General features: G+C 58.9%; 19 protein-coding genes. 5 read left to right on the top strand and 14 right to left on the bottom strand.

Annotation, left to right across the window (positions count from 1 at the left end; all coding sequences use genetic code 11):
- Nucleotides 1–30: 30 nt before the first annotated feature.
- From ACVTFQ_RS31825 to ACVTFQ_RS31810, 4 genes are read right to left on the bottom strand one after another with little or no spacing between them, the layout of a single operon-like run.
- A complete protein-coding gene (locus ACVTFQ_RS31825) occupies nucleotides 31–1269 on the bottom strand; it encodes an ABC transporter substrate-binding protein (RefSeq protein ID WP_283159217.1) in 1239 nt (412 codons plus the stop codon).
- 49 nt (nucleotides 1270–1318) lie between these two features.
- Nucleotides 1319–3229, bottom strand: coding sequence for an ABC transporter permease (locus tag ACVTFQ_RS31820; RefSeq protein ID WP_269703778.1), 1911 nt, complete (start codon nucleotides 3227–3229; stop codon nucleotides 1319–1321).
- A gap of 24 nt (nucleotides 3230–3253) precedes the next feature.
- Complete coding sequence (locus ACVTFQ_RS31815; RefSeq protein ID WP_269703780.1) at nucleotides 3254–3955, bottom strand: ABC transporter ATP-binding protein; 702 nt, start codon at nucleotides 3953–3955, stop codon at nucleotides 3254–3256.
- A complete protein-coding gene (locus ACVTFQ_RS31810; RefSeq protein ID WP_269703782.1) occupies nucleotides 3955–4698 on the bottom strand; it encodes an ABC transporter ATP-binding protein in 744 nt (247 codons plus the stop codon). Before ACVTFQ_RS31810 ends, ACVTFQ_RS31815 begins: the two co-directional genes overlap by 1 nt.
- Nucleotides 4699–5008: 310 nt before the next feature.
- Between ACVTFQ_RS31810 and ACVTFQ_RS31805 the strand changes: the two genes are divergently transcribed.
- On the top strand, nucleotides 5009–8470 hold the full coding sequence (locus tag ACVTFQ_RS31805; protein WP_269703784.1) for a molybdopterin-dependent oxidoreductase: 3462 nt from the start codon (nucleotides 5009–5011) through the stop codon (nucleotides 8468–8470).
- A gap of 44 nt (nucleotides 8471–8514) precedes the next feature.
- A complete protein-coding gene (gene lhpI, locus ACVTFQ_RS31800; RefSeq protein WP_269703786.1) occupies nucleotides 8515–9501 on the top strand; it encodes a bifunctional Delta(1)-pyrroline-2-carboxylate/Delta(1)-piperideine-2-carboxylate reductase in 987 nt (328 codons plus the stop codon).
- 159 nt (nucleotides 9502–9660) lie between these two features.
- Here lhpI and ACVTFQ_RS31795 read toward each other — a convergent pair whose 3' ends face one another.
- Together ACVTFQ_RS31795 and ACVTFQ_RS31790 are read right to left on the bottom strand one after the other, a co-directional pair.
- On the bottom strand, nucleotides 9661–9870 hold the full coding sequence (locus ACVTFQ_RS31795; protein ID WP_269703789.1) for a hypothetical protein: 210 nt from the start codon (nucleotides 9868–9870) through the stop codon (nucleotides 9661–9663).
- Nucleotides 9871–10059: 189 nt separating this feature from the next.
- Nucleotides 10060–10629, bottom strand: coding sequence for a hypothetical protein (locus ACVTFQ_RS31790; protein WP_269703791.1), 570 nt, complete (start codon nucleotides 10627–10629; stop codon nucleotides 10060–10062).
- 54 nt (nucleotides 10630–10683) lie between these two features.
- On the opposite strand from ACVTFQ_RS31790, the gene ACVTFQ_RS31785 reads away from it, so the two are divergent.
- A complete protein-coding gene (locus ACVTFQ_RS31785) occupies nucleotides 10684–10971 on the top strand; it encodes a hypothetical protein (RefSeq protein WP_269703793.1) in 288 nt (95 codons plus the stop codon).
- Between the two features lie 951 nt (nucleotides 10972–11922).
- On the opposite strand, the gene ACVTFQ_RS31780 is transcribed toward ACVTFQ_RS31785, so the two are convergent.
- The 3 genes from ACVTFQ_RS31780 to ACVTFQ_RS31770 form a co-directional block, all read right to left on the bottom strand.
- Nucleotides 11923–12858: a patatin-like phospholipase family protein gene (locus ACVTFQ_RS31780; protein WP_269703795.1), complete on the bottom strand. Its 936-nt coding sequence runs from the start codon at nucleotides 12856–12858 to the stop codon at nucleotides 11923–11925.
- Between the two features lie 233 nt (nucleotides 12859–13091).
- Nucleotides 13092–14318 carry an MFS transporter gene (locus ACVTFQ_RS31775; protein WP_269703797.1) on the bottom strand — a complete coding sequence of 409 codons (1227 nt, stop codon included), beginning with the start codon at nucleotides 14316–14318 and terminating at the stop codon, nucleotides 13092–13094.
- A gap of 13 nt (nucleotides 14319–14331) precedes the next feature.
- The gene (locus tag ACVTFQ_RS31770; RefSeq protein ID WP_269703799.1) at nucleotides 14332–15840 is read right to left on the bottom strand and encodes an FAD-dependent oxidoreductase; all 1509 of its coding nucleotides are present in this window, start codon (nucleotides 15838–15840) and stop codon (nucleotides 14332–14334) included.
- 44 nt (nucleotides 15841–15884) lie between these two features.
- Between ACVTFQ_RS31770 and ACVTFQ_RS31765 the strand changes: the two genes are divergently transcribed.
- Nucleotides 15885–16379 (top strand): MarR family winged helix-turn-helix transcriptional regulator, encoded by a 495-nt coding sequence (locus tag ACVTFQ_RS31765; RefSeq protein WP_269703801.1) that lies wholly within the window; start codon nucleotides 15885–15887, stop codon nucleotides 16377–16379.
- 342 nt (nucleotides 16380–16721) lie between these two features.
- Here ACVTFQ_RS31765 and ACVTFQ_RS31760 read toward each other — a convergent pair whose 3' ends face one another.
- The 4 genes from ACVTFQ_RS31760 to ACVTFQ_RS31745 all read right to left on the bottom strand — a co-directional run bounded on the left by ACVTFQ_RS31760 (nucleotide 16722) and on the right by ACVTFQ_RS31745 (nucleotide 20906).
- Nucleotides 16722–18227 carry a tripartite tricarboxylate transporter permease gene (locus ACVTFQ_RS31760; RefSeq protein ID WP_269703813.1) on the bottom strand — a complete coding sequence of 502 codons (1506 nt, stop codon included), beginning with the start codon at nucleotides 18225–18227 and terminating at the stop codon, nucleotides 16722–16724.
- A gap of 13 nt (nucleotides 18228–18240) precedes the next feature.
- Entirely contained in the window at nucleotides 18241–18708 is a 468-nt protein-coding gene (locus ACVTFQ_RS31755) for a tripartite tricarboxylate transporter TctB family protein (protein ID WP_269703803.1), read from the bottom strand.
- Nucleotides 18709–18747: 39 nt separating this feature from the next.
- On the bottom strand, nucleotides 18748–19824 hold the full coding sequence (locus tag ACVTFQ_RS31750; protein WP_283159216.1) for a tartrate dehydrogenase: 1077 nt from the start codon (nucleotides 19822–19824) through the stop codon (nucleotides 18748–18750).
- A 113-nt stretch (nucleotides 19825–19937) separates the two neighbouring features.
- Nucleotides 19938–20906 (bottom strand): tripartite tricarboxylate transporter substrate binding protein BugD, encoded by a 969-nt coding sequence (locus ACVTFQ_RS31745; protein WP_269704317.1) that lies wholly within the window; start codon nucleotides 20904–20906, stop codon nucleotides 19938–19940.
- 147 nt (nucleotides 20907–21053) lie between these two features.
- On the opposite strand from ACVTFQ_RS31745, the gene ACVTFQ_RS31740 reads away from it, so the two are divergent.
- A complete protein-coding gene (locus tag ACVTFQ_RS31740; protein WP_269704319.1) occupies nucleotides 21054–21797 on the top strand; it encodes a GntR family transcriptional regulator in 744 nt (247 codons plus the stop codon).
- Here the strand turns inward: ACVTFQ_RS31740 and pyk are convergent.
- The gene (gene pyk, locus ACVTFQ_RS31735) at nucleotides 21783–23231 is read right to left on the bottom strand and encodes a pyruvate kinase (RefSeq protein WP_269704321.1); all 1449 of its coding nucleotides are present in this window, start codon (nucleotides 23229–23231) and stop codon (nucleotides 21783–21785) included. The two genes, ACVTFQ_RS31740 and pyk, sit on opposite strands and share 15 nt — an antisense overlap.
- Nucleotides 23232–23237 lie beyond the last annotated feature (6 nt).

Here is a 23237-nt window from a genome sequence, read left to right as displayed (position 1 = left end):
AGGCGCAGATCGCGCCTCTTCCCTATCTCCTTATTTTTTTACGAGCGTGCACGTGCTCTCCGATAACGGCAGGAAGATATCATCTCCCTTGATGGTGGCGACGATTTCCTCGTAGTCCCATGGGTACTTGGATTCCGAGGGGGATTTGACCTTCACGAGGTACATGTCGTGAACCATTCGACCGTCCTCCCGAATTTTCCCGCCTTGTGCGAAGAAGTCATCCACGGGGAGCTCACGCATCTTGGCGGCGACGGCCTTCGCCTCGTCGGTGCCAGCGGCCTTTACCGCTTTGAGGTAGTGGGCCACGCTGGAATAGACGCCAGCCTGGATGCTCGTCGGCATAGCACCGCCATGGCGCTCGGCGAAACGCTTGGCGAAAGCCCGGGTGTCGTCTGTGCGGTCCCAATAGAAGCCATCGATAAACGAAATGCCTTGAGCCTGCTCGAGGCCCATAGCGTGGATGTCGCTTAGGAACATGACGGGAGCTGTGATTGTCTGTCCGCCTGCGACGATACCGAACTCGTTCGCCTGCTTTACAAGGGTGGAGAGGTCGCGCCCTGAGCCCGCCACGAGAATGGCTTCCGCGCCGGATGCCTGGGCTGGCAGCAGGAATGCGCTGAAGTCAGGTGCGTTGAGTGGATGCCGCACCGAGCCTGCGATCGTTGCACCATTGGCTTCCACTGTCTTCTTCGCGATCGCTTCCAGAGAATGACCGAACGCGAAGTCGGATACGATGAAGTACCAGGACTTCTTGCCTTGAGCGATCAAGGCCTTCACTGGGCCAACACCATTCGAGTAATTATCATAGACCCAGTGGAACCCCGTTGGCGAACATTTCGCCCCGGTAAGGTCCGTGGTCCCTGGGGAGGTGAAGATCGCGATCCGGTTTGCTTCGCGAGCGATATCCTGGACTGCCAGGGCAATAGCGCTGTTGGTTAGGTCGACCAGGGTGTCGACCTGTTCGTTGTCGATCCAACGATGCGCGATGCTCGTACCGACGTCCGCCTTCTGCTGATGGTCGGCGCTGATGAGCTCGATCGGCTTGTCCAGAACGGTCTTGCCGAAGTCTTCAATTGCGAGCTGGGCGGCGACTACCGACCCCTGCCCGTTCATATCCGAGTAAACGCCAGACATATCCGTAAGCACGCCGATCTTCACGACGTCATCGCTTACCGACTGGGCCTGGGCCGGAGACGCCGCCCAGGACACGCCAATAGCAAGTGCTGCCAGAATGCGGCTCGTCCCTTTTAGATGATTCATTCTTCTCATCTGCTGTTCCCTTTGCTTGATGATGCGCTTTGCCCTCGATCTCTCATGCTTACGCACTTGGGATCAGATTCTTCTGGATGGACGGTGAGGATTTGGTGGTATCGACGCGACCGCGCGACGATAGCCAGGAGATGATTTCGCCGACGATGCCGCGACGAAAGGCAAGTATGCAGACCACGAAGACCCCGCCATGGATCACGGTCACCCAAGCTCCGAAGGCCGCGAGATAGTTCTGCATGGCAACGACGATGAATGCGCCGACGACAGGTCCGTAAAGCGTTCCGACACCACCAAGGAAGGTCATCAGGATGACTTCGCCGGACATCGCCCAATGCACATCCGTAAGACTGGCGATCTGGGTCACGATGACTTTGGTCGACCCGGCAAGTCCGGATAGCGCCGCCGAGATAACGAACGCCGCGAGTTTGTACCGCTCGGTCGAGAAGCCGAGTGACTGTGTGCGCGGCTCGTGATCGCGGATGGCCTTTAGTACCTGTCCGAACGGCGAGCGGATAAGTCCCGAAAGGAACAGGAACCCGCCGAGGAACACGACGACCACAAAACCGTAGAGCGTCGTCGGATTGCTAAGGTCGAACAGCCCGAAGAGAATACCGCGCGGAACACTCTGAATCCCGTCCTCGCCGCCCGTCTGCGGTAGCTGCAAGGCGACAAAGTACACCATCTGGGCAAGCGCAAGGCTGATCATCGCGAAGTAGACACCGCTGGAACGCGTGCAAAGCCAACCCGCGACGAGACCCAGCAGCGCCGCGCAACCCGTGCCAGCAAGGATCGCCAGTTCGGGAGGGAGACCCCACATCTTTGCGGCATAGGCCGTGACATAGCCTGCGGTCCCAAGGAACATCGCATGCCCGAACGAGACAAGCTTTCCGTAGCCAGCCATCAAATTGAAAGCGCAGGCGAACAATCCGTAAGTCATCGCCTTCATGAGGAACGCGGGATACGCAAAGAGTGGGGCCACGATGAGCGCAGCGGCCATGGCTCCGAAGAGCGCCCAACGAACAAGGGGCGTTTCACGAGACAGCGATGGCAAGGCTACCGACGTGTGGGAAGCCTGTGCTTTGGACCCGAACAGCCCGGTCGGATAGACGAGCAGAACGAGCGCCATGAGTAGAAAGACGACTGTCGTGGACGCTTCGGGGTAGAAGGCCTTCGTGAGCCCTTCGAGAATGCCTGCTGCGAAACCCGCGATGATGGCCCCTTTGATCGAGCCAAGACCACCGATGACAACCACCGCGAAGATCACGATAAGTATGTCCGCGCCCATCGTCGGATTGACCTGCAAGATCGGCGCGGCAAGAACACCCGCGAATGCCGCCAGCGCAGCACCGCCCCCGTAGACCACCATAATCAAGAGCGGCACGTTGATCCCGAACGCCTGTACGAGCTTCGGGTTCTCGGTCGCGGCTCTCAGCGTCGCTCCTAGGCTGGTCTTCTCGATGACGAACCATGTCGCGAAGCAGACGATGACGGAGGCGACGATCACCCAGGCTCGGTAGTACGGCAGGAAGATGAAGCCGAGATTGACGCCACCCGTCAGTGAAGTCGGGATCGCATAAGGAAGACCCGAAGCACCGAAGAAGAACCGGAAAGCGCCTTGAACTATCAGGGCGAGACCGAATGTCAGGAGCATGCCGTAGAGATGGTCGAGGTGACTGACCCGCCTCAGTACTAAACGCTCCATCGCGATGCCGACAATGCCCACCAGAACAGGACATATGATCAACGCCGGCCAGTACCCAACCCCCAGCCAGTTCAGAAGGAGCCAGGCACCGACAGCCCCCATCATGTAGAGCGCACCGTGCGCGAAATTCGCGATGTTCATCATCCCAAAAATGACGGCGAGGCCGAGGCTGAGGGTCGCGTAGAAAGCCCCGTTGATGATACCGAGCAGGAGTTGGCCGAAGAGCAGCGCCGTCGGAATTCCAAATATAGTTGTCATTTCGCTTTCCGTGCGTGCGAGGGGTCAGATACCCAGGTAGCGTTGGATGGCCGCCAGCCGGCTTGAAAAGTCTGCGGCAACGACCTCGTCTACGAGCGATCCCGTTTCCATGACGTAGTTTCGATCCGCGAGTGCGTGGGCGAAGCCGACGTTCTGCTCGACGAGAAGGATGGTGAAGCCGAGCTCTTTGAGCTTTACGATCGTGTTCTCGATCTGCTTGATGATGATCGGAGCTAAACCCTCTGTCGGCTCGTCCAGCAGTAGCACCCTCGCCCCGGTCCGCAGAATTCGCGCAAGTGCAAGCATCTGCTGTTCACCACCCGAGAGTTTCGTGCCAGGGCTGTCGATGCGCTCGCGAAGGTTCGGAAACAGGTCGAGGATTTCCTCGACCGACATGCCGTTGGCGGCGATGGCTGGAGGTAACAGGAGGTTTTCGCGCACGCTAAGCGTTGCGAAGATTCCGCGCTCTTCTGGACAGAAGGCGATCCCCTTGCGCGCGACCTCGTAGGGCTTTGCAGCCACCAACTCGTCGTCGATATAACGGATCGAACCGGAGCGGTTCTCCATCAGCCCCATAATCGCTTTGAGGGTCGTCGATTTACCTGCGCCATTGCGGCCAAGAAGAGTAACCACCTCACCTTCCTTGAGGTGGAAGTTAAGGCCGTGAAGCACCTTGGATTCGCCGTACCATGCCTCGAGTTTGTTTACTGAAAGGACCTGACCCATTAGTGTGCTCCTCCCGTATAGGCGGCAATGACTTCAGGCCGGGTCGAGACGTCTGAATACGTCCCAGAAGCGAGAACCTGTCCGCGGACCATTACGGTGATGCGGTGGGCTAGGCGCGCGACGACCTGCATATTGTGCTCGACCAGCAGAACGGTACGTCCGATTGCCGTCGTCTGGATCAAGTCGACAACACGGTCGATGTCTTCTCTTCCAAGCCCTGCCATCGGTTCGTCGAGGAGCAAAACGCGAGGATCGGCAGCGACGGTGGTGGCTAACTCGAGAACACGTTTGCCCCCATACGACAGCTGGGCAGCGGCGGTGTCGGCCTCGCGCTGAAAACCAAATTGCTCAATTATCTCCTCTGTTCGCTGGACGAGAGCTCGGTCACGGCGCGCGTTTCCGAGGAGACGCCATTGCAAGCCGCTTCGACGAAGTAGCGCGAGTTCTACGTTTTCCCGGACAGTGAGGGTCTGAAAGACAGCGGAAATCTGGAAAGACCTCACGACGCCCCTCCGCGCGATGGCAGCCGGCTTCATGATGGTGACATCTGCCCCGTCATGAAAAATCTTGCCTTCCGTAGGCTGAAGAAACTTGGTGAGCAGGTTGAAGAGCGTCGTTTTGCCAGCGCCGTTCGGCCCGATCACCGCATGGATCTCGCCCTCTTCCAGGTTGAAGTCGACCCCTTTCACGGCGTAGAATCCGTTGAATGCGATGCTTATTTTTCGCGCTTCCAGCACAGCCATGGGGAGCTCCCTCGGTTACGGGTTACGCGCCGGTAGACGCGTGTCAACTGCGGAGATGGCAATCTGTCGAGCGAAGGGTCCCGTGGTAGCCACGCGGACGCATACGAGCGCTTGTTAAAGCGGGCGCACCAATTTCTGTTTTGAACCCCTCGATCGATCTTGATGCCGATCCTTTGTGATGCGCGACAGTGACGCACTACTGAGGACCTGTCAAGCGGCTTATTAGGAGTTTGATTCCCGATGAAAGACGCATTGACAACGACCATTGGCTGCTTTTAGTAATGCACTACTATCACGCGCTACAAGTCGAATGAGGCCTTCCGTGACTGCAGAGATAGCCGGATACTGCACCCTCTGTCGCTCGCGATGCGGCACAATCAACACCGTCGAAGATGATAGGCTTGTCGCTGTTCGACCCGACCTAAGCCATCCGACTGGCAAGTCGATGTGCATGAAGGGTAGAGCAGCACCCGAGCTCGTACACTCGCCTCACCGTCAACTCTTTCCGATGCGGCGTACCGCTCCCAAGGGTGGCGCCGACCCGGGGTGGGTACGGATCAGTTGGGAGGAAGCCCTCACCGAAACGGCGGAGAAGCTGGGACGGGTAAAAGCCGAAAGCGGCCCGGAGGCCGTGGCGTTTTCCGTCACGACGCCCAGTGGAACGCCCCTGTCAGACAGCATCGACTGGATCGAGCGGTTCATCCGTCACTTCGGCAGTCCAAATATCTGCTACGGAACCGAAATCTGCAATTGGCACAAGGACTCTGCGCACGCTTTCACATTCGGTAGCGGTATTCCACCTGCGGACTACACCAACGCAGACACGATCATGCTCTGGGGTCACAATCCGGCAAACACCTGGCTGGCACAGGCAAGTGCTGTGTCAGCAGGCAAAGCTCGAGGCTCAAAGCTTCTCGTAATTGATCCGCGACCAACCGCTTTCGCCAAACAAGCGGACGTTTGGCTTCCAGTGCGTCCTGGTACAGACGGCGCGCTCGCTCTTGGCCTCATGCGCCTGATTTTAGACGCCGAAACCTTCGACGATGTCTTCGTCCGTACATGGACGAATGCGCCTTACCTGGTGCGAGAAGACAACGGGCTCTTCCTGCGCGAACAGATGATCTGGCCCGGTGCAAACACCAATCGATATTTGGTTTGGGACGAGATTGCGTCCACTATTGTTCCAGTCGACGACAGTCGAGCGATCAATGAAGGTTTGCGCGATCGGGTGCTGCTGCTGGGCACCGTCGATGTGTCTCCGTCGACAGACTCGATGCCCGTACGATGTTCACCAGCATTCGAGTTGCTGCACAATGCGACCCGCGCGTATGATCCCATTACGGTGGAAGGCATAACGGGCGTTGCACCCGACGCCTTGAGAGCTGCCGCGCAACTCCTGGAAGGCGGCCGCCGGATCGCCTATCACGCCTGGACCGGTATCGGTCAGCATACCAATGCCACCCAGACGGAGCGCGCGGTAGCGTCGCTTTACGCGTTGTCTGGCAGCTACGATCGGATCGGAGGTAACAGGGTCCGCCGCGGTCCATTCTACCGTCCCACAAATGCGCTCGGAGAGCTGTCCAAGGAACAGCTTTCGAAGGCGTTGGGGATTGAGGCTCGTCCCATCGGTCCACCGTCGACGGGATGGATTACTGCTCGAGACATGTACCGCGCGATCACGGATGGCGAGCCTTACAAGGTCAGAGCGCTCATGGCGTTCGGCACTAACCTCACAGTTTCCCAAGCTGATACCGCTATGGCGGAAGAGGCCTTGAAAAACCTGGAGTTCCACGTTCATTGCGACCTATTTGTAACGCCCGCGGCACGCTACGCCGATATATTCTTACCTGTGAACTCGCCTTGGGAACATGAAGGCATCAGGTTCGGATTCGAGATAAACGACGACGCCGCCTCGCTGGTCCAGATGCGTCCACGGATGGTGACGCCGCGTGGCGAATCCCGCTCCGATAACGAGATTGTCTTTGATCTCGCGACCCGCCTGGGAATGGACGAAGATTTCTTCGGCGGCGATTTGCATGCCGCTTGGGACTACATGCTTGAGCCGCTTGGCGCGTCCGTAGACACTTTGAAAAACACTTCCGGCGGAATCCGTTGCGAGATAGATGCGCGAGAGCAGAAGTATCTTGAACCTCACCACGACGGCAGCGGTCGGGTTCGAGGCTTCGACACGGAGACACGCCGCGTCGAATTTTACTCTGAACTACTTCATCGCCACGGCCAACCTGGGGTTCCAACCTACGTGCCGCCGTCAGAAAACGAGATTGTGGAGCGCGCTGGAAAAGGCAGAAGGTTTCCTCTGATCCTGAGTTCCGCGAAGAATGGCTACTACTGCCACAGCCAGCACCGCGGCCTCGCCTCACTCAGGAAAAAGGCCCCCGATCCGATCGCGGAAATTAGCCCTGGACTAGCGGATAGCAGGGACGTCAGGAACGGCGATTGGATCAGGATATCCACACGAAATGGGAGCGCACGCTTCGTGGCGAAGGTCACCCCAAAACTCGCAGACGACGTCGTCGTGGCTGAGTTCGGCTGGTGGCAATCCTGCCCGGAGTTGGGCCGCGGTTCGTTTTCGACAACGGGTCCGGAAAGCAGCAACGCCAACAGCCTGATATCGGCCGACGCAATCGATCCCGTCAGCGGTTCCATTCCGCATCGCTCGTTCCGATGCAACATCGAGCTTGATCCCTTGACCGAGACTCGGCAACGCGGGTGGCGCGACTTCATGAATTTTCGGGTAGTCGCCGTAAAGGCGGAGGCCGAGGGCGTCCGTTCGGTCGCCTTCGAAGCGGAAGATAGCCGCCAACTCCCGGACTTCCTTCCAGGTCAGCACCTCCAGGTCCGCCTCACCGATGGTTCGAGGGTCGATAGAGCATATTCGCTCACGGGCGCGGCGATCGTCGACGGAAGACAACGGTATAGCATCGCGGTCCGCCATCAAAAGACGATTGGTAGCGAGGGCACCCAGTACCAAGGGCGGATGTCTACCTATATCAACCACCATCTCAGAGTTGGCGAGGTTGTCGAACTCAAAGCTCCGTCCGGAAACTTCGTTATCCCGAGACATTCTCTACAACCCTTGATCCTGCTGGCAGGCGGGATCGGCATAACGCCGTTCATAAGTCTGCTGGAATCGCTAGACGACGACAGCGACACCGAAATCTGGCTCTTCTACGGAAACTTGAACAGCGGCACCCACGCCTTTCGAGAGCGCATCAAGTGGCACGCGCGCCGCCTGAAGAACCTCAAAGTGATCGATCACTACGACAGCCCCCTACCCGAGGACGTTCAAGGGGTGGATTACGACAGCAACGAGCGGATCAGCGCCGACGCAGTCCCAGACCACCTGATCGAGCGTAGGCCGCGGGTCTACATGTGCGGGCCACCGGGGATGATGAACGCGTTTGCCGACGGTCTCGCCGCCCGTGGGGTCTTCAAATTTGACATCTTCCGCGAAATCTTCAGGTCGCCACCAGGTCCGGTCGTCGATGACGGTCGAAAGCATGCGGTGACCTTCTCGCAGTCCCAGGAACCTCCGGTTTTCTGGTCGGCTGCTGATGGCCCTCTACTCGACTTCGCAACGCGGCTGGGCCTAACGCTCCCGAACGGATGTCGGGTGGGACAATGTGAAAGCTGCGCGGTGAGAATTGTTTCAGGGACGGTGCGCCACCTGCACGGAAGCGAACCAGACGACCCTGGGACCTGCCTGACTTGCCAGGCTGTCCCTCTGAGCGATCTTGTGCTCGACGCCTGAACTCCGCCATCGTGCGGCATTAATCAAAAACAAAGGGAACACCTATGACGACAGGACCAATATCGATCTCCGAGCGAGATCTTTCTTCGCTTTTGCCCATGAACAAACTCGTCGAGGCTCTGCGAACGTCATTCAAAGACGGATGCCATGCACCTCCTCGAGAACACCATGAGATTGACGTCGCCTCAGGGGAAAACGCGACACTGCTTCTTATGCCTGCTTGGTCGAAGCAGGGGCCACGACGGTATCTCGGCGTCAAGCAGGTCAACGTCTTCCCAGGAAACGCGCGGATTTCAAAGCCTGCTCTGACATCGATCTACAATCTGTTCGACGGTGACACTGGCGAACACCTTGCATCGATGGATGGCAACACGATAACAGGACGGAGAACCGTTGCCGTTTCCGCACTTGCCGCCAGCTATTTGTCGAGGCCGGATGCGACCACACTTACCGTAGTCGGTTCGGGCCGTATCGCGAGCCTCATTCCTTATGCTTACAAAGCAGTGCGCGATATCCAGCACGTCAAGATCTGGGACATCGACCCGGCTAGTGCCGAACGCCTACGCTTAAAGCTGACAGACGATGGTTTCGGTTGCGAGATCGTAGAATCCCTGGAAGAGGCTGTGAATTCGGCCGACATCGTGTCAGCCGCGACGTTGTCGAGAACACCGCTTGTTCTTGGAAAATGGCTGCATCCCGGAACACATGTCGATCTCATTGGCGCGTTCACAGCAGACATGCGCGAAAGCGACGACGAATGTATCGCTAGGGCGGACGTCTATGTCGACACGATGGAGGCTTTTCACGAGGCCGGTGACTTGATCCAGCCACAACGAAGCAACGCCATAGACCGCGACCACGTGAAAGGCACCCTGGCCGACATCGTATCAGGTCGCCTCCCCGGCAGACAGTCTCGAGATGCGGTCACTGTTTTCAAAGCGGTTGGTACCGCGCTTGCCGATCTTTCGGCGGCAAGTTTAGCGTACGAGGGCAGTTCGAAACAATTTAAATCCTCCTCTAGGAAGGTTTAAAGACGTAAAGGACAGCACGTCGTCTGGTCGGGCGCGAACCGGTTTGGTTTCCTTATTCTCGGCGGCGCGCTCGGGCGACTGGTCGGCCTCGTCTTCCCCGGCGATCCCAGTTTTTGGGTGTTGGTTCCATTTCGCCTTGTCGGTGAAACGATTCCGCCTTCAGGATGCGTTGTCGCCGTCGCCGACAATTTCAACACGCTGACCACGGCTTACCCCTACAAGGAGGCCTAAACCATCGAGCGCGCCGTCGCACATGTCTTTAGCCGTGCCGGCACGCAATTCGACCCTCACTGTGTGGACGCCTTCGAGCAGGCGCCACCTTCCATCCTCGCGATCAGGCTGGCGAACATCGATGATCCATCCATTCATTTTTCGGCGCGAAGTGGATCAAGAAGGATCGTGTCTGCAGCATGAGGTCTTGACAAGGATCTAAACCGCCGCCCTTACAATTCGCTCCCTGAGCGTGGACACATATGCTTCCTCCGTAGAAGCATTTCACGGGAACAGCGATGAGTGCCGACCGACAAAGTCCAGTAAGCGCGCACATCGACAGAAGGATCACTTCGGTTCAAATCGCTTGAGCAATTGCCTCAGTTGATCATTCTGAAGCCGGAGCTTCACTGCCAGTTGGGACCGCAGCTCCCTGATCTCGCCGTCCAGTGCCTGCACGGGATTTGCCTCGATTGGCCCAGGCCGATCCGCCAAAGCAATGTCCAGCTCCGCATCCCTGGTGTGCCACGGCACCTTCGCCCTGGTTTTTCGGCGGATCGTTGGGAACGCCTTGCGCTTCGGATCTCGACGCTCGGCGCCCACGGTGCCAATAGTACGATCCGGGGTCAAAGCGGGGTCTTCTCCGGCCGGCGTCCCGTCAGCGACCTCTGCCGCGATTGTCGGCGATGGCTCCTGACGATCGCCTGTTTCGATCTTGCCAGCTAGCGATGCGGCCGATGATCCTTGCCCAGGTGCGGGCTCGCCTTCGTTCGCTGTTTCAGAGGGGTTGGAACGAGTTCCGGGCCTCTCAGCATCGTTGAGAACCTCGATGGGGTTGGCCTGGTCAACATAACGCTGATTAGCCGTCTTGCCCCGAGACAGCAATCCGGTGAGAAGTTTCCAAGGCGACTTTACCATCGCTTCTCAACTCCCATCTTGTCGTACGCTCCGGTAACCCGCCGGGAAACGGAGATGTCCGTTGCAGCGGCCGAGCACCATCGCGCTGAAGCGAAAGGCCGACCTGGCAGCAACCAATCCTCCGACATCACCTCAGTCAAGGCCGAGGCGTTTGCGAAGATCCGCGTTCTCCGTGCGGAGCTTTTCCGCAAGCAGCTTCCGCAGTCGCTGATTTTCCTGCTCGAGCTGAAGCAGATCCTCCATTTCCTCACCGGCAGCCGTGACAGGCGAGACAGCCTGCTGGGCGGGTTCGACAACCTCTCCGGCAGCAACCTTGGCTTTGCGTCCGCCTCGGCGAGCTGATGGCTTCATCTCGGTTGCGACGCTCTTGCTACCCCTCTTCGCCCGAGCTTTCTTGACGGTCGGGGCTTCAACCGAAGCATCCGAAGTTGCAATTTCCGACGCTGCGTTCTTGGCACGCGGGCCACGCTTCCTGGGCTCCGGCATCTTCGGCAGAGCGGTTTCGACTTCGGTGGACGTCGGTTCGGGCACGTTTGTTTCGTCAGACATTTGTTCCTCCGGAAAAAAGTTTGATGTTGGCGATTGCTGAATAGCTGCTGTCAACGCGGGTGCGCGCTGTGGCCGGTCTACGGCTGCATCTGAGCCTGCGGGAGATGCGCCAGCCCCGGGTGCCTGTAAGTTGCCATCGTGCTCGGCGAATTGGCGCAAATCGACCGTTCCCCAGATCGAATTGGATTGCGGAACGGGTTTTCGACGCGCACCCTTGTACTCAACGACAAAGTTCTTTTGTGGCTTTTTCAAATGTTCGAGGCTCCAGGTGCGCTCATCTCTTCATGCGCAGAGAAATTGTCGCGCATAAAAACGCAAAGTTCGGTCCTGCACAAGATGGGGCTGCCGGAGACGTGACGGGCGTGACGGAAGCCATGGTCCCGGGAAATGGCCCCCGGGAAATGGCTACCCGCGGCGGCCCCGCGTAGGCTATTCAGGAGACTCGGAAAAGGGGCATCGCCGCCTTCATCTAGGCCACTATTGCTGCAGAAAGGCTCGCTGAGACGAAAAGGCGGTTGTCAAGCAGGAATTGGAAAGTGAGCGACTCGTTCATCTGATGCCGGACGCTCATCGGCTAGTGAAATTAGCCTACTGTGTCGTGGCCGCACGGAGGACCCATCGCCGGTCAGCACATGGTTCATGACTGTGTCGTGGTGCGGGAACTAATCTTGGCCGGTCACCGACCCAGCTCACATCTCCGGCAACCTTTAAACAGGAATGCAGACTCTCTCGGCCCGCTTGGTGTCATTGCGAGCCTGGAAACGTTGGCCGCTGCGCCCAAACACTACCGTCGACCGTCTTTCGGTAGCCGATGTCATACACCGTGCGCATGTAGCTCCCGTTCAGCGGGTCGGTCATGGAATAGGGCACCTGCTCATCGATCGCCGCGATATTGAGATCAATGGCGGATCTCCGTCCATAGTTGTAAAGGGCGATCAACCCTTGCTTCGTCTGTGACTTGAGGAGGATCGCGTATGCTCGTGCCATGATTGGCAACGCCCGTTCAGGTGACATCGAAAACTCCGGAATGAGCGCGTTGTTGATGATCACATAGATATGGAGGTTCTCGTTGCCTGCTTGACCCGATGCGACGAACAGATGTTCGGGCAATGTCAGAAACTGCGACGAGCTGCCTCCGTCAGAGTGCAGTTCACGAATCTGCCTGCCATCCACTATCGCCCGGATAGAAACCGGCGGAAAGATGCCGGGAACGCTTGCTGATGCGATTAGTATTTGGCGCACAAGAGCGAGAGCATCCTGGCTGTCGCTATCCGCGATGGCGCCTATGTTCCAGACGACGGCCCGCTGCGTGTCGAGGTTTGTGGTCATGACCAGGAGACGGCGTCCCGCTTGATGTTCGCGCGCGATTTGGCGCAGGATTTCATCCGTAATGTTGTCTTCGACCATCTTTCGAAGAGCATCCCCCTGAAGGAGGCTTGCTGAGAGGACGCCAAGCCCTCTCCAGTTGATGTCGACAAGACTACGAGCTTCATTGGAAAGATAGAGGCGCCTCAGCCGCGCATCATAGGCGGGCCCCAGGAATGCGAACGGCGCAATCAGGGCCCCTGTGCTCACACCGGTTACCACCTCGAACTGTGGTCGGCTGCCGAGTTCGCTCCAGGCGGAGAGAATTCCTACAGAAAACGCGCCTCCAGCGCCACCGCCCGATATGGCGAGCATAGACGGCTTTTGTTTACCGATAACCGGGCGCCAGGAGGCGTGCACTGACTCCGGGGGCCGCGGATCATCCAAATGAGCCCTTATATTTCCGAAGCCGACGATTTGTGCCCGCCCGGCTTGCGATGCGGTGTATACCGGGCGAGCGGGTGCCGTACACCCGCTGAGGAAAAAGAGAAGACATAGCGCAATGACATTTGCGCTAAACCCGCAGGAACTCGGCATGGAGCGCATCGTCACGCTTCAGCGCCGCCCTGACGCGGAAGCCGGGCCGCCGCTATGAGTGCGCCGACGATTGCCACGGCTACTGCAATGGCAATCCATAAGCTATAGAGCGCGTATCCAAGGATGAACCCACCGAGGACCGGTGCGATAATATCTGTTACTGCGAGCAGGGACTGGGCGGCACCCAGAACCACGCCCTGCCGCTCGGACGGCACATGGGTAGAAAGAGCTGCGAGATATGTCGGCTTTGCAAGAGCATCGCCGGTACTGATACACAGAACCGCGATGACCAGCACGGGTATACGGTTAGCGACACCGGCGGTGATGAACCCCAAGCAAATCAGAAGGAATATCAGGAGGATCAGATCACGTTCGGTAAGGTGTTTGCCGAGCCAGCCGAGTAGGAACACCTGGGCAAAGACATTGACCGCACCATCCAACATGATGAGGTAGCTCAATTCCTTCGCGCCGAAAGCATGACCATGCCATTGAAAGGTCTCCGCAAGGAAGACCGGCATTTGCGAAATGTATGTCCCGTAGGCGAAGAAGTGGCATAGCATGACGATGACGAGAGCACGAACGACAGGCGACGCTGCGATCGCGCGGAGCGATATGTGCCCATCGTGCGGCCGCTCTTTTCCAGTCTTTGTTGGACGCCCTCCATCCAAGCAAAGAGATGTAACGACAATGGACGTGGCTACCAACCCAAGCGCGGCGAGGACGGGAATTGTCAGCGACATCTCGGATAGGAAACCTGAAAGCCCTGCGCCAACGATGCCGCCGAGGCCCGCACCGCCCATGAGTATCCCCATGGCACGTCTGCGGTTTGAGGCATCGGTGTGATCTGCAATATAGGCCGCAGTGACAGAGATGTTGCCTCCGGTAAGTCCGAAGAGTGCCCGAGCGATAAGGATGAACGCAACGCTCGGCGCGATTGCAAGTAGCGCAAGGCTCGCCGCTGCAACGCACTGGCTCGTCAGCAGGACATTCCTCCGGCCGAAGCGATCCGAGAGCTGCCCAAGAGCAGGGGCAGAGGCGAATTGGCCGACTGCCTCGGCGGCGATAACTATGCCCAGAACAAGCGGTGTGCCGCCCATTGCCCGGACATGAAAGGGCAGAACCGGCAAAACGGAAGCGGTGCCGGCGGTGTTCGCGCAGACGATTGCAAAGACCGGAAGGATGATCCGCCAATCGAGCGGCTTGGATGGACTGATGTCGAATTGCGGTTTGGTCGTCATATTCCATCCCCCCCTATACGGCCTCGCCTGACGGCAAGCCCACGCGTTCGAGATAGGCTTCCAGTTGCGCCACGCCTTCCGCGTCAAAAGCCAGAATCGCACCGACATACCCGTCTGGTCTGATGAGGACGCACTCATCCGCCTCCAATCCGTACGCGGCTCGGATATGACCGAACGCATCGAGCACGTCGCCGCGCTGGCCGAGGCGGTGGATATGCAATCCCGGCCGCGATGCCACGCTCCATTCTCCGTTTACGAGCAGCGTCCAATGCGGCCCGATGAACAAGCTGAAGAGCCGCGAAGGCTGCCCTCCTGCCCCCTTAATGGGCGCGTCCGGTGCGCGATCGCCCGCCTGCAGACCGCTGTTGCGGCTTGCTGCGCGCAAGGCGAGAGGCGATTGCGGATATCCGATGTCGAGCTGCTGCACCTCGCGCCCGCGACGGATCTCGCCATGCTTTCCCGCTTCGAGCAGTCGACTTGACAGACCCAGAACCTCCTCCGCCACAGGACGGCGCTCGGCCTGGTAGGTGTCGAGAAGTTCATCGCCGGCTCCACAAAGCGCGGCCGCGAGCTTCCAGCCGAGATTGTAGGCATCTTGAACGCTGGTATTGAGTCCCTGACCGCCGGTGGGCGGGTGGATATGAGCAGCGTCGCCCACCAAGAATACGCGATCGACCCTGTATCTGTCGGCTAGTCGGGCGTTCATAGCGTAGGCCGATGCCCAACTGACGTCGTGGACCTTCACCTCGTTGCGGCCCGTCCGCTCGACGATCAGCTTTTCCAAACCATTTGCTGAAAGGTCCGGGTCCCCATCCGCAGAGACCGGCGCCTGTATCTGGAACAGATCGGTACCCATGAGCGGGCAGATGGCAACCATCCGCTGCATGTCACCGGTGTTGAACTGCCACCAAACATCACGGCTTAGGCCGGTCAGGCCAACGTCAGCGACAATCGCGCGCACGCCCAGGGTTTTGCCGGGGAACGCGATACCAAGTGCGTGTCTTACGAAGCTGCGACCTCCGTCCGCGCCGATCAGATGGCGTACGCGAACCGTCTCCGCTCCGCCTGAACCAGAAAGACGCGCCGTAACTCCGTCGCCATCGTGCTCGAAGCCCGTCAACTCGCTTCCGAACTCAACCCGCCCACCCAGCTCCGCCAGCCGGTCCCGCATGATTTTCTCAGTCAGAAACTGCGGGATCATCAGCGGAATATGATACGGCTCCGCGGGTGTCGCCTGAGCCCGCTCCCCAAAATCTTTCTCCATGAAGCTGCCGTCGTCGCGATACTCGCGCATCCTTGGGTAAACGCCCCCCGCCGCGACGACCTTATCCAGGATACCGAGATCCTCGAAGACCTCTTGCGTCCTTGGCTGAATGCCTTTGCCTCGCGAGCCCGGGAACGGTTCGCGCGTCTTGTCGATCAGGCGGAAAGAGACCCCTCGCCGCGCCAGTTCTATTGCTAGCGTAAGGCCAGCCGCTCCCGCGCCGCAGATGAGCACATCTGCTTCGAATTCGTTTGTCATGTCGTTCTCCATGTGTGTATTATGCACATAATAGGAGAAGCGCTATGCCGTCAAGGAATAATGTGCAAATTACACATATTAGCAAAAAGGTCCGTGAACTGCACGGTTCGCTAATCGATATCGTCACGCTCATGAACCGACCCCAACGTGACGAGGCGCTCGTTCGGGAGGCAGGAATCGCCCTAGATCGAGCTCTATTCCCGCTCCTTGTCGGGATCGAGCGGCGCGGTCCGATCGGCATTGTGGAATTGGCGGCCGGCGTCGGGCGGGACTACACCACGGTTAGTCGCCAGGTCGCGAAGTTGGAGAGCCTCGGGCTTGCCGAACGCAGGCAAAGCCCGGCTGACCGTCGCGTAAATGAAGTTGTTGTCACGGCGAAGGGCAAGGCGATGACCGACAAGATCGATGTTGCACGAGAAAGGATCGCCCTTGGTGTTTTTGCGAATTGGGAGCCGGCGGAAATCGACGATCTTGTTCGGTTGATGCGAAAGTTCGCGGATGCGATGGGGAAGGAGGCTGGGAAGTCGGACGCTGAGTAGCTATCAAGCCGACAGCCATCCGAGCCTGTGCAAGCTCTTACATCTCCTCCTCTACGACGTAGCGCCCCCCACAGGTCACGGTTTCCGCGGATTCGATGCTCGGTCTTGCTCAAAACTTTTTCGACCGTTGGTTTCTGGCCGCATATAGCTCTTGATGAGATACGAACTTACGACCCATGACTCCCCACAACATGTAAGGCGTTGAATCTTTAAGCCGTCGGCATAGCCACGATTATGGAAACTAAGAGAAATCATACCATTCGGCGTTCACTAAGGAAGGTAGCTCCCCCACCCATAACTTGATAACTCGCCTTGGGCCCGAGGACATGAAAATGTCCGGCATCAGTCATCCTCCACGAACACCTGATCGCGCTTGGAACGTATCGACGGTAGGAGCGCTAGGAATACGCAGACCAGACCCATACCGAGCAGCGACGCCGCGATAGGGTTTGTGATGAACACCGTCGCGTCGCCGCGCGAGATGATCATCGCTCGACGGAGATGCTCCTCGAGCAGAGGGCCAAGAACGAAGCCCAAGAGAAGCGGTGCTGGTTCGCAGCCCACACGGATCAGGACATAGCCGAGTATGCCGGAGATGATGATCGCATAGACGTCAAACGGATTGTTGTTGATCGAATAGCATCCGATCGAGGCAAAAATCACGATGGCCGGGAACAGCATACGGTAGGGGATGGTCAGCATCTTCACCCACAGGCCGATCAGCGGCAGGTTGAGGATGACGAGCAGCAAATTGCCGATCCACATCGAAGCAATGATACCCCAGAACAGCGCCGGCTGGCTCGTAATGACGTCCGGTCCGGGCGTGATCCCCTGCAGGATGAAGGCGCCGACGATGAGTGCCATGACCGGATGGGCCGGAATGCCGAGGGTGAGCAACGGAATAAAGGATGTCTGTGCCGCGGCGTTGTTGGCGCTTTCAGGGCCCGCCACGCCCTCGATCGCACCGTGACCGAACTCTGACGGATTTTTCGACAGGTTCTTTTCGGCCGAGTAGCTGGCGAAGGACGCCAGTACGTGGCCGCCGCCCGGCAATACGCCGAGAAGCGAGCCAAGCGCCGTTCCCCGCAGGACAGGGCCGATAATCCGCCGAAAATCATCTTTCGTCAGCCAAAGGTTCGTGACGTGCTTTACCCCGACTTCGCGCGTGTGTTCAGCCTGAAGGTTGCGGAAGATTTCGGAGACCCCGAAGATGCCGACGGCAATCGAGACGAAGTTGATCCCCTGTGACAATTCCAGGCGACCAAATGTGAAGCGCTCCTCGCCCGTATAGATGTCCTGGCCTACCGTCCCAAGGAGCAAGCCGATTACGATCATGCCCAGCGCCTTCAGCACTGAACCGTGAGCGAGCGAGATCGAAACGAGAAGCCCGAGAACGATCAGGGCAAAATATTCCGGTGCACCAAATTCAAGCGCGATAGAAGCAAGCGGCGGAGCGGCGATTGCCAACAATAAGGTTGCGGCGCAGCCCGCGAAGAACGATCCGAGCGCTGCAGTTGCCAATGCTTGACCAGCGCGCCCCTTTCGGGCCATCTGATAGCCATCGATCGCAGTCACGGCGGAAGAGCTCTCCCCGGGCAGGTTAATGAGGATTGCCGTCGTGGACCCACCGTATTGGGCGCCGTAATAGATGCCCGACAGCATGATCAGCGACGTGACCGGCGAGAAGGTGAAAGTGATCGGCAAGAGCATTGCGATCGTCGCCGTCGGCCCGATACCTGGTAGAACGCCAACAAGTGTTCCGAGCAGCACTCCAACAAAACACCAGACGATGTTTATCGGCGTGAGGGCCGTTTCAAAGCCGAGGGCAAGATTCGAGACAAGATCCATCATGGCTGGCACCTCAAAGTCCGAAGACCGGCCCGAAAGCCGGGATGGAAATTGCCAACCCCACTTTAAAGACCAGATAGCAAAGAGTGGCGATGACGGCGGCCATCATAGCCGCCGATACCAGCGAGTTTCGGCGAGACGCGAGCGCTGTCATGAACGTGCAAAGAAGGACGACGGGTACGAGTCCAAGATCCCGGGCTCCGGCTGCAAAGATGGCAAGTGCGAGACAGATGAGGACGATTCCACGCCAGGCAACGGCACCATCGTTTGGCTCCGGTTCACTGCGCAAACCATCGAGGCAGATGACGCTGCCCAGTGCGGCCAAGACGAACGCTAGAACGACCGGAAAAAAGCCCGGCCCCATCTGTGTCGCGGTCCCGAACTCATACCGCAGACCCTGCGCAGCGAATGCGGCTGCGATAGCAATGAATATGCCACCGGCAATCAGGTTTCTCCGGGTGTGCTTTTCGAGTGTAGCCATGGTCTCCTCCCTCTGGCCTCCTCTGACGGTTCCTCCCGTTCAGATGATATTGGACCCTGCGATTGCGTTGCATACGGCATCGGTGACCTGTTTGGTGTTGGCGGTGCCCCCGACATCAGGGGTCAGGATGCCTGCTTCGGTCACGCGCTCGACGGCACTCATCAGCCGCGCCGCGGCCTCGCGTTCGCCGAGATGCTCAAGCATCTGCGCCGCCGTCCAGAAGGTGGCGATCGGGTTGGCGATGCCCTTGCCGGTGATGTCGAAGGCCGAGCCGTGGATCGGTTCGAACATCGACGGGAAGCGACGCTCCGGATCGATGTTGGCGGTCGGCGCGACGCCGAGCGAGCCGGCCAGCGCACCGGCCAGATCCGACAGGATGTCGGCATGCAGATTGGTCGCCACGATCGTATCCAACGTATCCGGCTTCAGCGTCATGCGCACTGTCATCGCATCGACAAGCATCTTGTCCCAGGTGACGTCCGGGAATTCCTTCGACACCTCCGCGGCGATCTCGTCCCACATCACCATGCCATGGCGCTGGGCGTTCGACTTGGTGACGACGGTCAGCAGTTTGCGTGGACGCTCCTGGGCCAACTTGAAGGCGTAGCGCATGATGCGGGTGACGCCGACGCGGGTGAAGATCGCCACTTCCGTGCCGACCTCTTCCGGCAGGCCCCTATGGGCGCGGCCGCCATGGCCGGAATACTCGCCTTCGGAATTCTCCCGCACGATCACCCAGTCGAGATCGCCTGGGCCGCAATTGCGCAAGGGCGGCGTGATGCCGGGCAGGATCTTCGTCGGGCGCACATTGGCGTATTGGTCGAACCCCTGGCAGATCGGCAGGCGCAGGCCCCAGAGCGTGATATGGTCGGGAACGTCCGGGGCGCCGACTGCTCCGAAAAAGATCGCGTCGAACTTCTTCAGATTCTCCAGCCCGTCGGCGGGCATCATTACGCCATGTTTCTTGTAATAGTCCGAACCCCAGTCGAAGGTCTCGGAGTGGATCCTGAAGTCACCGCTTCGCTGTTCCAGCGCCTCCAGAACCTGAAGACCCGCCGCTATCACCTCAGGGCCAATCCCATCCGCGGGGATCGCTGCAATCTTGTATTCACGCATGGGAAGCTCCTATTGGAGGATATCGCGCTCAGCATCAAGCGCCGGGTTCATGGCTCGTTGTCATGACGAGTGACGGGTCGGCGGCGCATTGCCAGCCGCCGACCCAACTGAGCTTACTTGCCGCTCTCGTTGATCAGCTTCGTCAGTCGCTCGACTTCAGACACGAACTTCTGGTCAAGTGCCGCCGGTGTCGCTAGGTCTTCCGAAACTGGTGCGGTTCCAAGGCTTGCAAAACGCTCGATCACGACCGGATCCTTGAGTGCGGCGCGGAGCGCGTCTGCGAGCTTGTTGCGGATGGCTTCAGGCGTTTCCTTGGGCGCCCAGAGCGCATGCCAGGCGCTGAGTTCGAACCCTTGCAGGCCGCTCTCCGCGACGGTCGGAAGATCCGGCAGAACGCCGATCCGCGCTTTCGTCGTGATCGCATAGGGATGAACTTCGCCGGCCTTGATCTGGGTCATCGTATTGGTCGTCTGGTCGCAGGCGAGATCGATGCGGCCGCCGATGAGATCGGTCATCGCGGGACCCATGCCCTTGTAAGGTACCAGTGTGATCTTGGTGTCGAGGGCATCCTGCAGCAACCTGCCGCAGAGATCGGAAACGGCACCCGTGCCGGCGGTCCCGAAGGTGACGGCAGGCCCGTTCGCCTTCACATATGAAACGAGATCGGTGAACGTCTTCGGCTCGAAGTCCTTCCTGCCGACGACCGTCATCGGGACCTCGGTAATCAGCCCGACGCTCGAAAAGTCTTCGATCGGCTTGTAGGTCAGGTTCGGGTAAAGTGCAGCGAAGGTTGCTACGCCGATATGGTAGAGCAGCAACCGGTAGCCATCGGGGTCGGCCTGCGCCACTGTTGCGGCACCAAGAGAGCCGCCGGCGCCGCCCATGTTTTCGATCAGCACCTGCTGGCCAAGGGTCTTGGACATCGACTGTGCCACCAGGCGCGCCACGGTATCACTCGGTCCACCTGCGGCTGCAGGCACCACGATTGTGATGGGTCGATCAGGATAATTCTCCTGCGCCAGCACCATATGGCTGGACATGGCAAACAGGACACCTGTGAGGGACAACAGTACCTTTTTCATCGCGCTTCCTCCCTGAGATCGCGAAGGATGCCTCCACATCCTTTTCCATGCTAGCTTGCATGCAAGTTTACATTTATTTATGCGCGCCGGTTTGTCAAGCTCCGAGAGAGCGGCTATAACGAGCCTTGACACAGCGACAGGCAGTTCATGATCAAGACGATCGACATTCCCGGAGCCGCGCCACGCGATCCGGCCACAGAACAGAATTCAGCAAACTCCGACATTAACGGTTCGGGTAGGGTTTCTGCCGCCTATCTAGCCATCAAGGATGCGATACGCTCCAACGCCTTTCCCCCCGGGTATCAAGCCGCGGAAATTGAAATTGCACGTCAGCTCGGCATGAGCCGAACCCCGGTGCACGAAGCCATGGCGCGACTGCAGGAAGACGGACTGGTCCGGATACTTCCCAAGAAGGGCATCATCATCTGCGCCCTGTCTCCCGCGGATATCGAAGAGATCTACGAAGTCATCACCGCGCTCGAGGGTGCAGCGGCGGCACGGCTCGCCCGATTGCCGATAGAGGAACGCGCACCGGTCATCCAGCTTCTGAAGGCCGCCACGAAGCGGATGATTGAGGCATTGGCGGACAATGACCTTCCACGATGGGCTGTCGCCGATGAGGATTTTCATCACACCCTCGTAACTGAGAGCGGAAACAGCCGCCTCATGCGGATGGCGGGGACCGTCGCCGATCAATTGCATCGCGCCCGCATGTTCACCCTCAACCTACGGCCCTTGCCGCTGCACTCGGCCGGTGAGCATCGGGAAATCATAGAGGCAATCGAGCAGGGTGATGGGGATGCTGCAAGCCGCGCCGCACGGCTGCACCGCAAACACGCGCATGACGCACTCATCCCCCTTATCGCTCGATACAATCTACGCAACCTCTAGGTTGTCGGTTGCGGCGATCTGCACAACGCGGAGATTGTTGGTGCTGCCCCTTTGCGCGAATGGAAATCCCGCCACGATGACAATGTGATCGGAGGGACTTGCCAGCTTTGCTTCCTTCACCGCCTGTTGCGCATGAAGCAGCGACGCCTCATAGGTGTGGACATCTTGTGATCGCACGCCGACCACCCCCCAGAACATGTTGAGCCGGCGCGCGACTTGTTCGGACGGAGTGAGCGCCAGAATTGGCAATGCCGGTCTAGCACGCGAGATTCTGGCCGCGGTTGTTCCGCTCGATGTATAGGCCACCACAACCGGCGATCCCAGGGCCACGGCAACGTTGGCGGCCGCAGTGGCAACCGCATGCGGCGGTGATTGAGCGACATCGGGCTCCGTTGCCTCAAGGATCGGCCGGTAGTGCTTGTGCTTCTCCGTCTTCTCGATGATCCGGTTCATCATTTCGACCGCCTCCACCGGAAAGGCGCCTGTTGCGGACTCAGCCGAAAGCATGACCGCATCCGCCCCATCATAGATGGCACCAGCAACGTCCGAGGCCTCAGCACGCGTCGGCGTTGGCGAACTGACCATCGAGTCGAGCATCTGTGTGGCAACAATCACCGGCTTGGCCGCTAGGCGGCATGCGCGGATGATTTCCTTCTGTTTACCCGGCACATCCTCCGGCGGGATCTCGACGCCGAGATCGCCTCGCGCAACCATGATGCCGTCCGAAAGCCTAACAATATCGTCGATGTCATCGAAGGCAGACGGTTTCTCGATTTTAGCAATGAGGCCAGCCCTGTCTCCAACGAGGGACCGGGCTTCCATCATGTCGCGTGCACGCTGGACAAAAGAAAGCGCGACCCAATCGACGCCAAGCTCGAGCCCGAATTCCAGGTCCTCACGATCTTTCACCGTGAGCGGGGAAATGTCGAGGATAGCGCCGGGCACGTTGACACCCTTGCGGTTCGACAAGGCGCCTCCATTGAGGACCTCGCAAACAAGCCGCCCGTCCACCTCCTCCATGATCCGGACTTTTATTCTACCGTCGTCGATCAGGAGGTCCATCCCGGGCACCGCCACCTCGAAGATTTCCTGATGTGGTAGCGGAATGTCGTTCATTCCGTCGCCACCCTCGCGGCCAAGGATAAATCCGATGGTGGATCCACGTGCGAGATCGAGCCTGCCATGTGCCAGAACTCCGATCCGGATCTTCGGACCCTGAAGATCCTGCAGCACGGCGATAGCAGCATCATGCTCCTGCTCGAGAGTTCGGATGTTCCTGTAGACTTCCGCGTGATCGGCCCGGGCACCATGGCTGAAATTCAAGCGAAACGTATCGACACCGGCGAGAAACAGCGAGCGAAGCATGTCGGGCGAACTTGACGCCGGTCCGACCGTCGCGACGATCTTCGATCGCCGGTTGTTGCGTATGAACATGTTCAA

This window comes from Rhizobium sp. O111 (assembly GCF_055616315.1).
The sequence above is the reverse complement of the archived record's forward strand: the minus strand, read 5'-3'. Positions and strand labels throughout refer to the sequence as shown.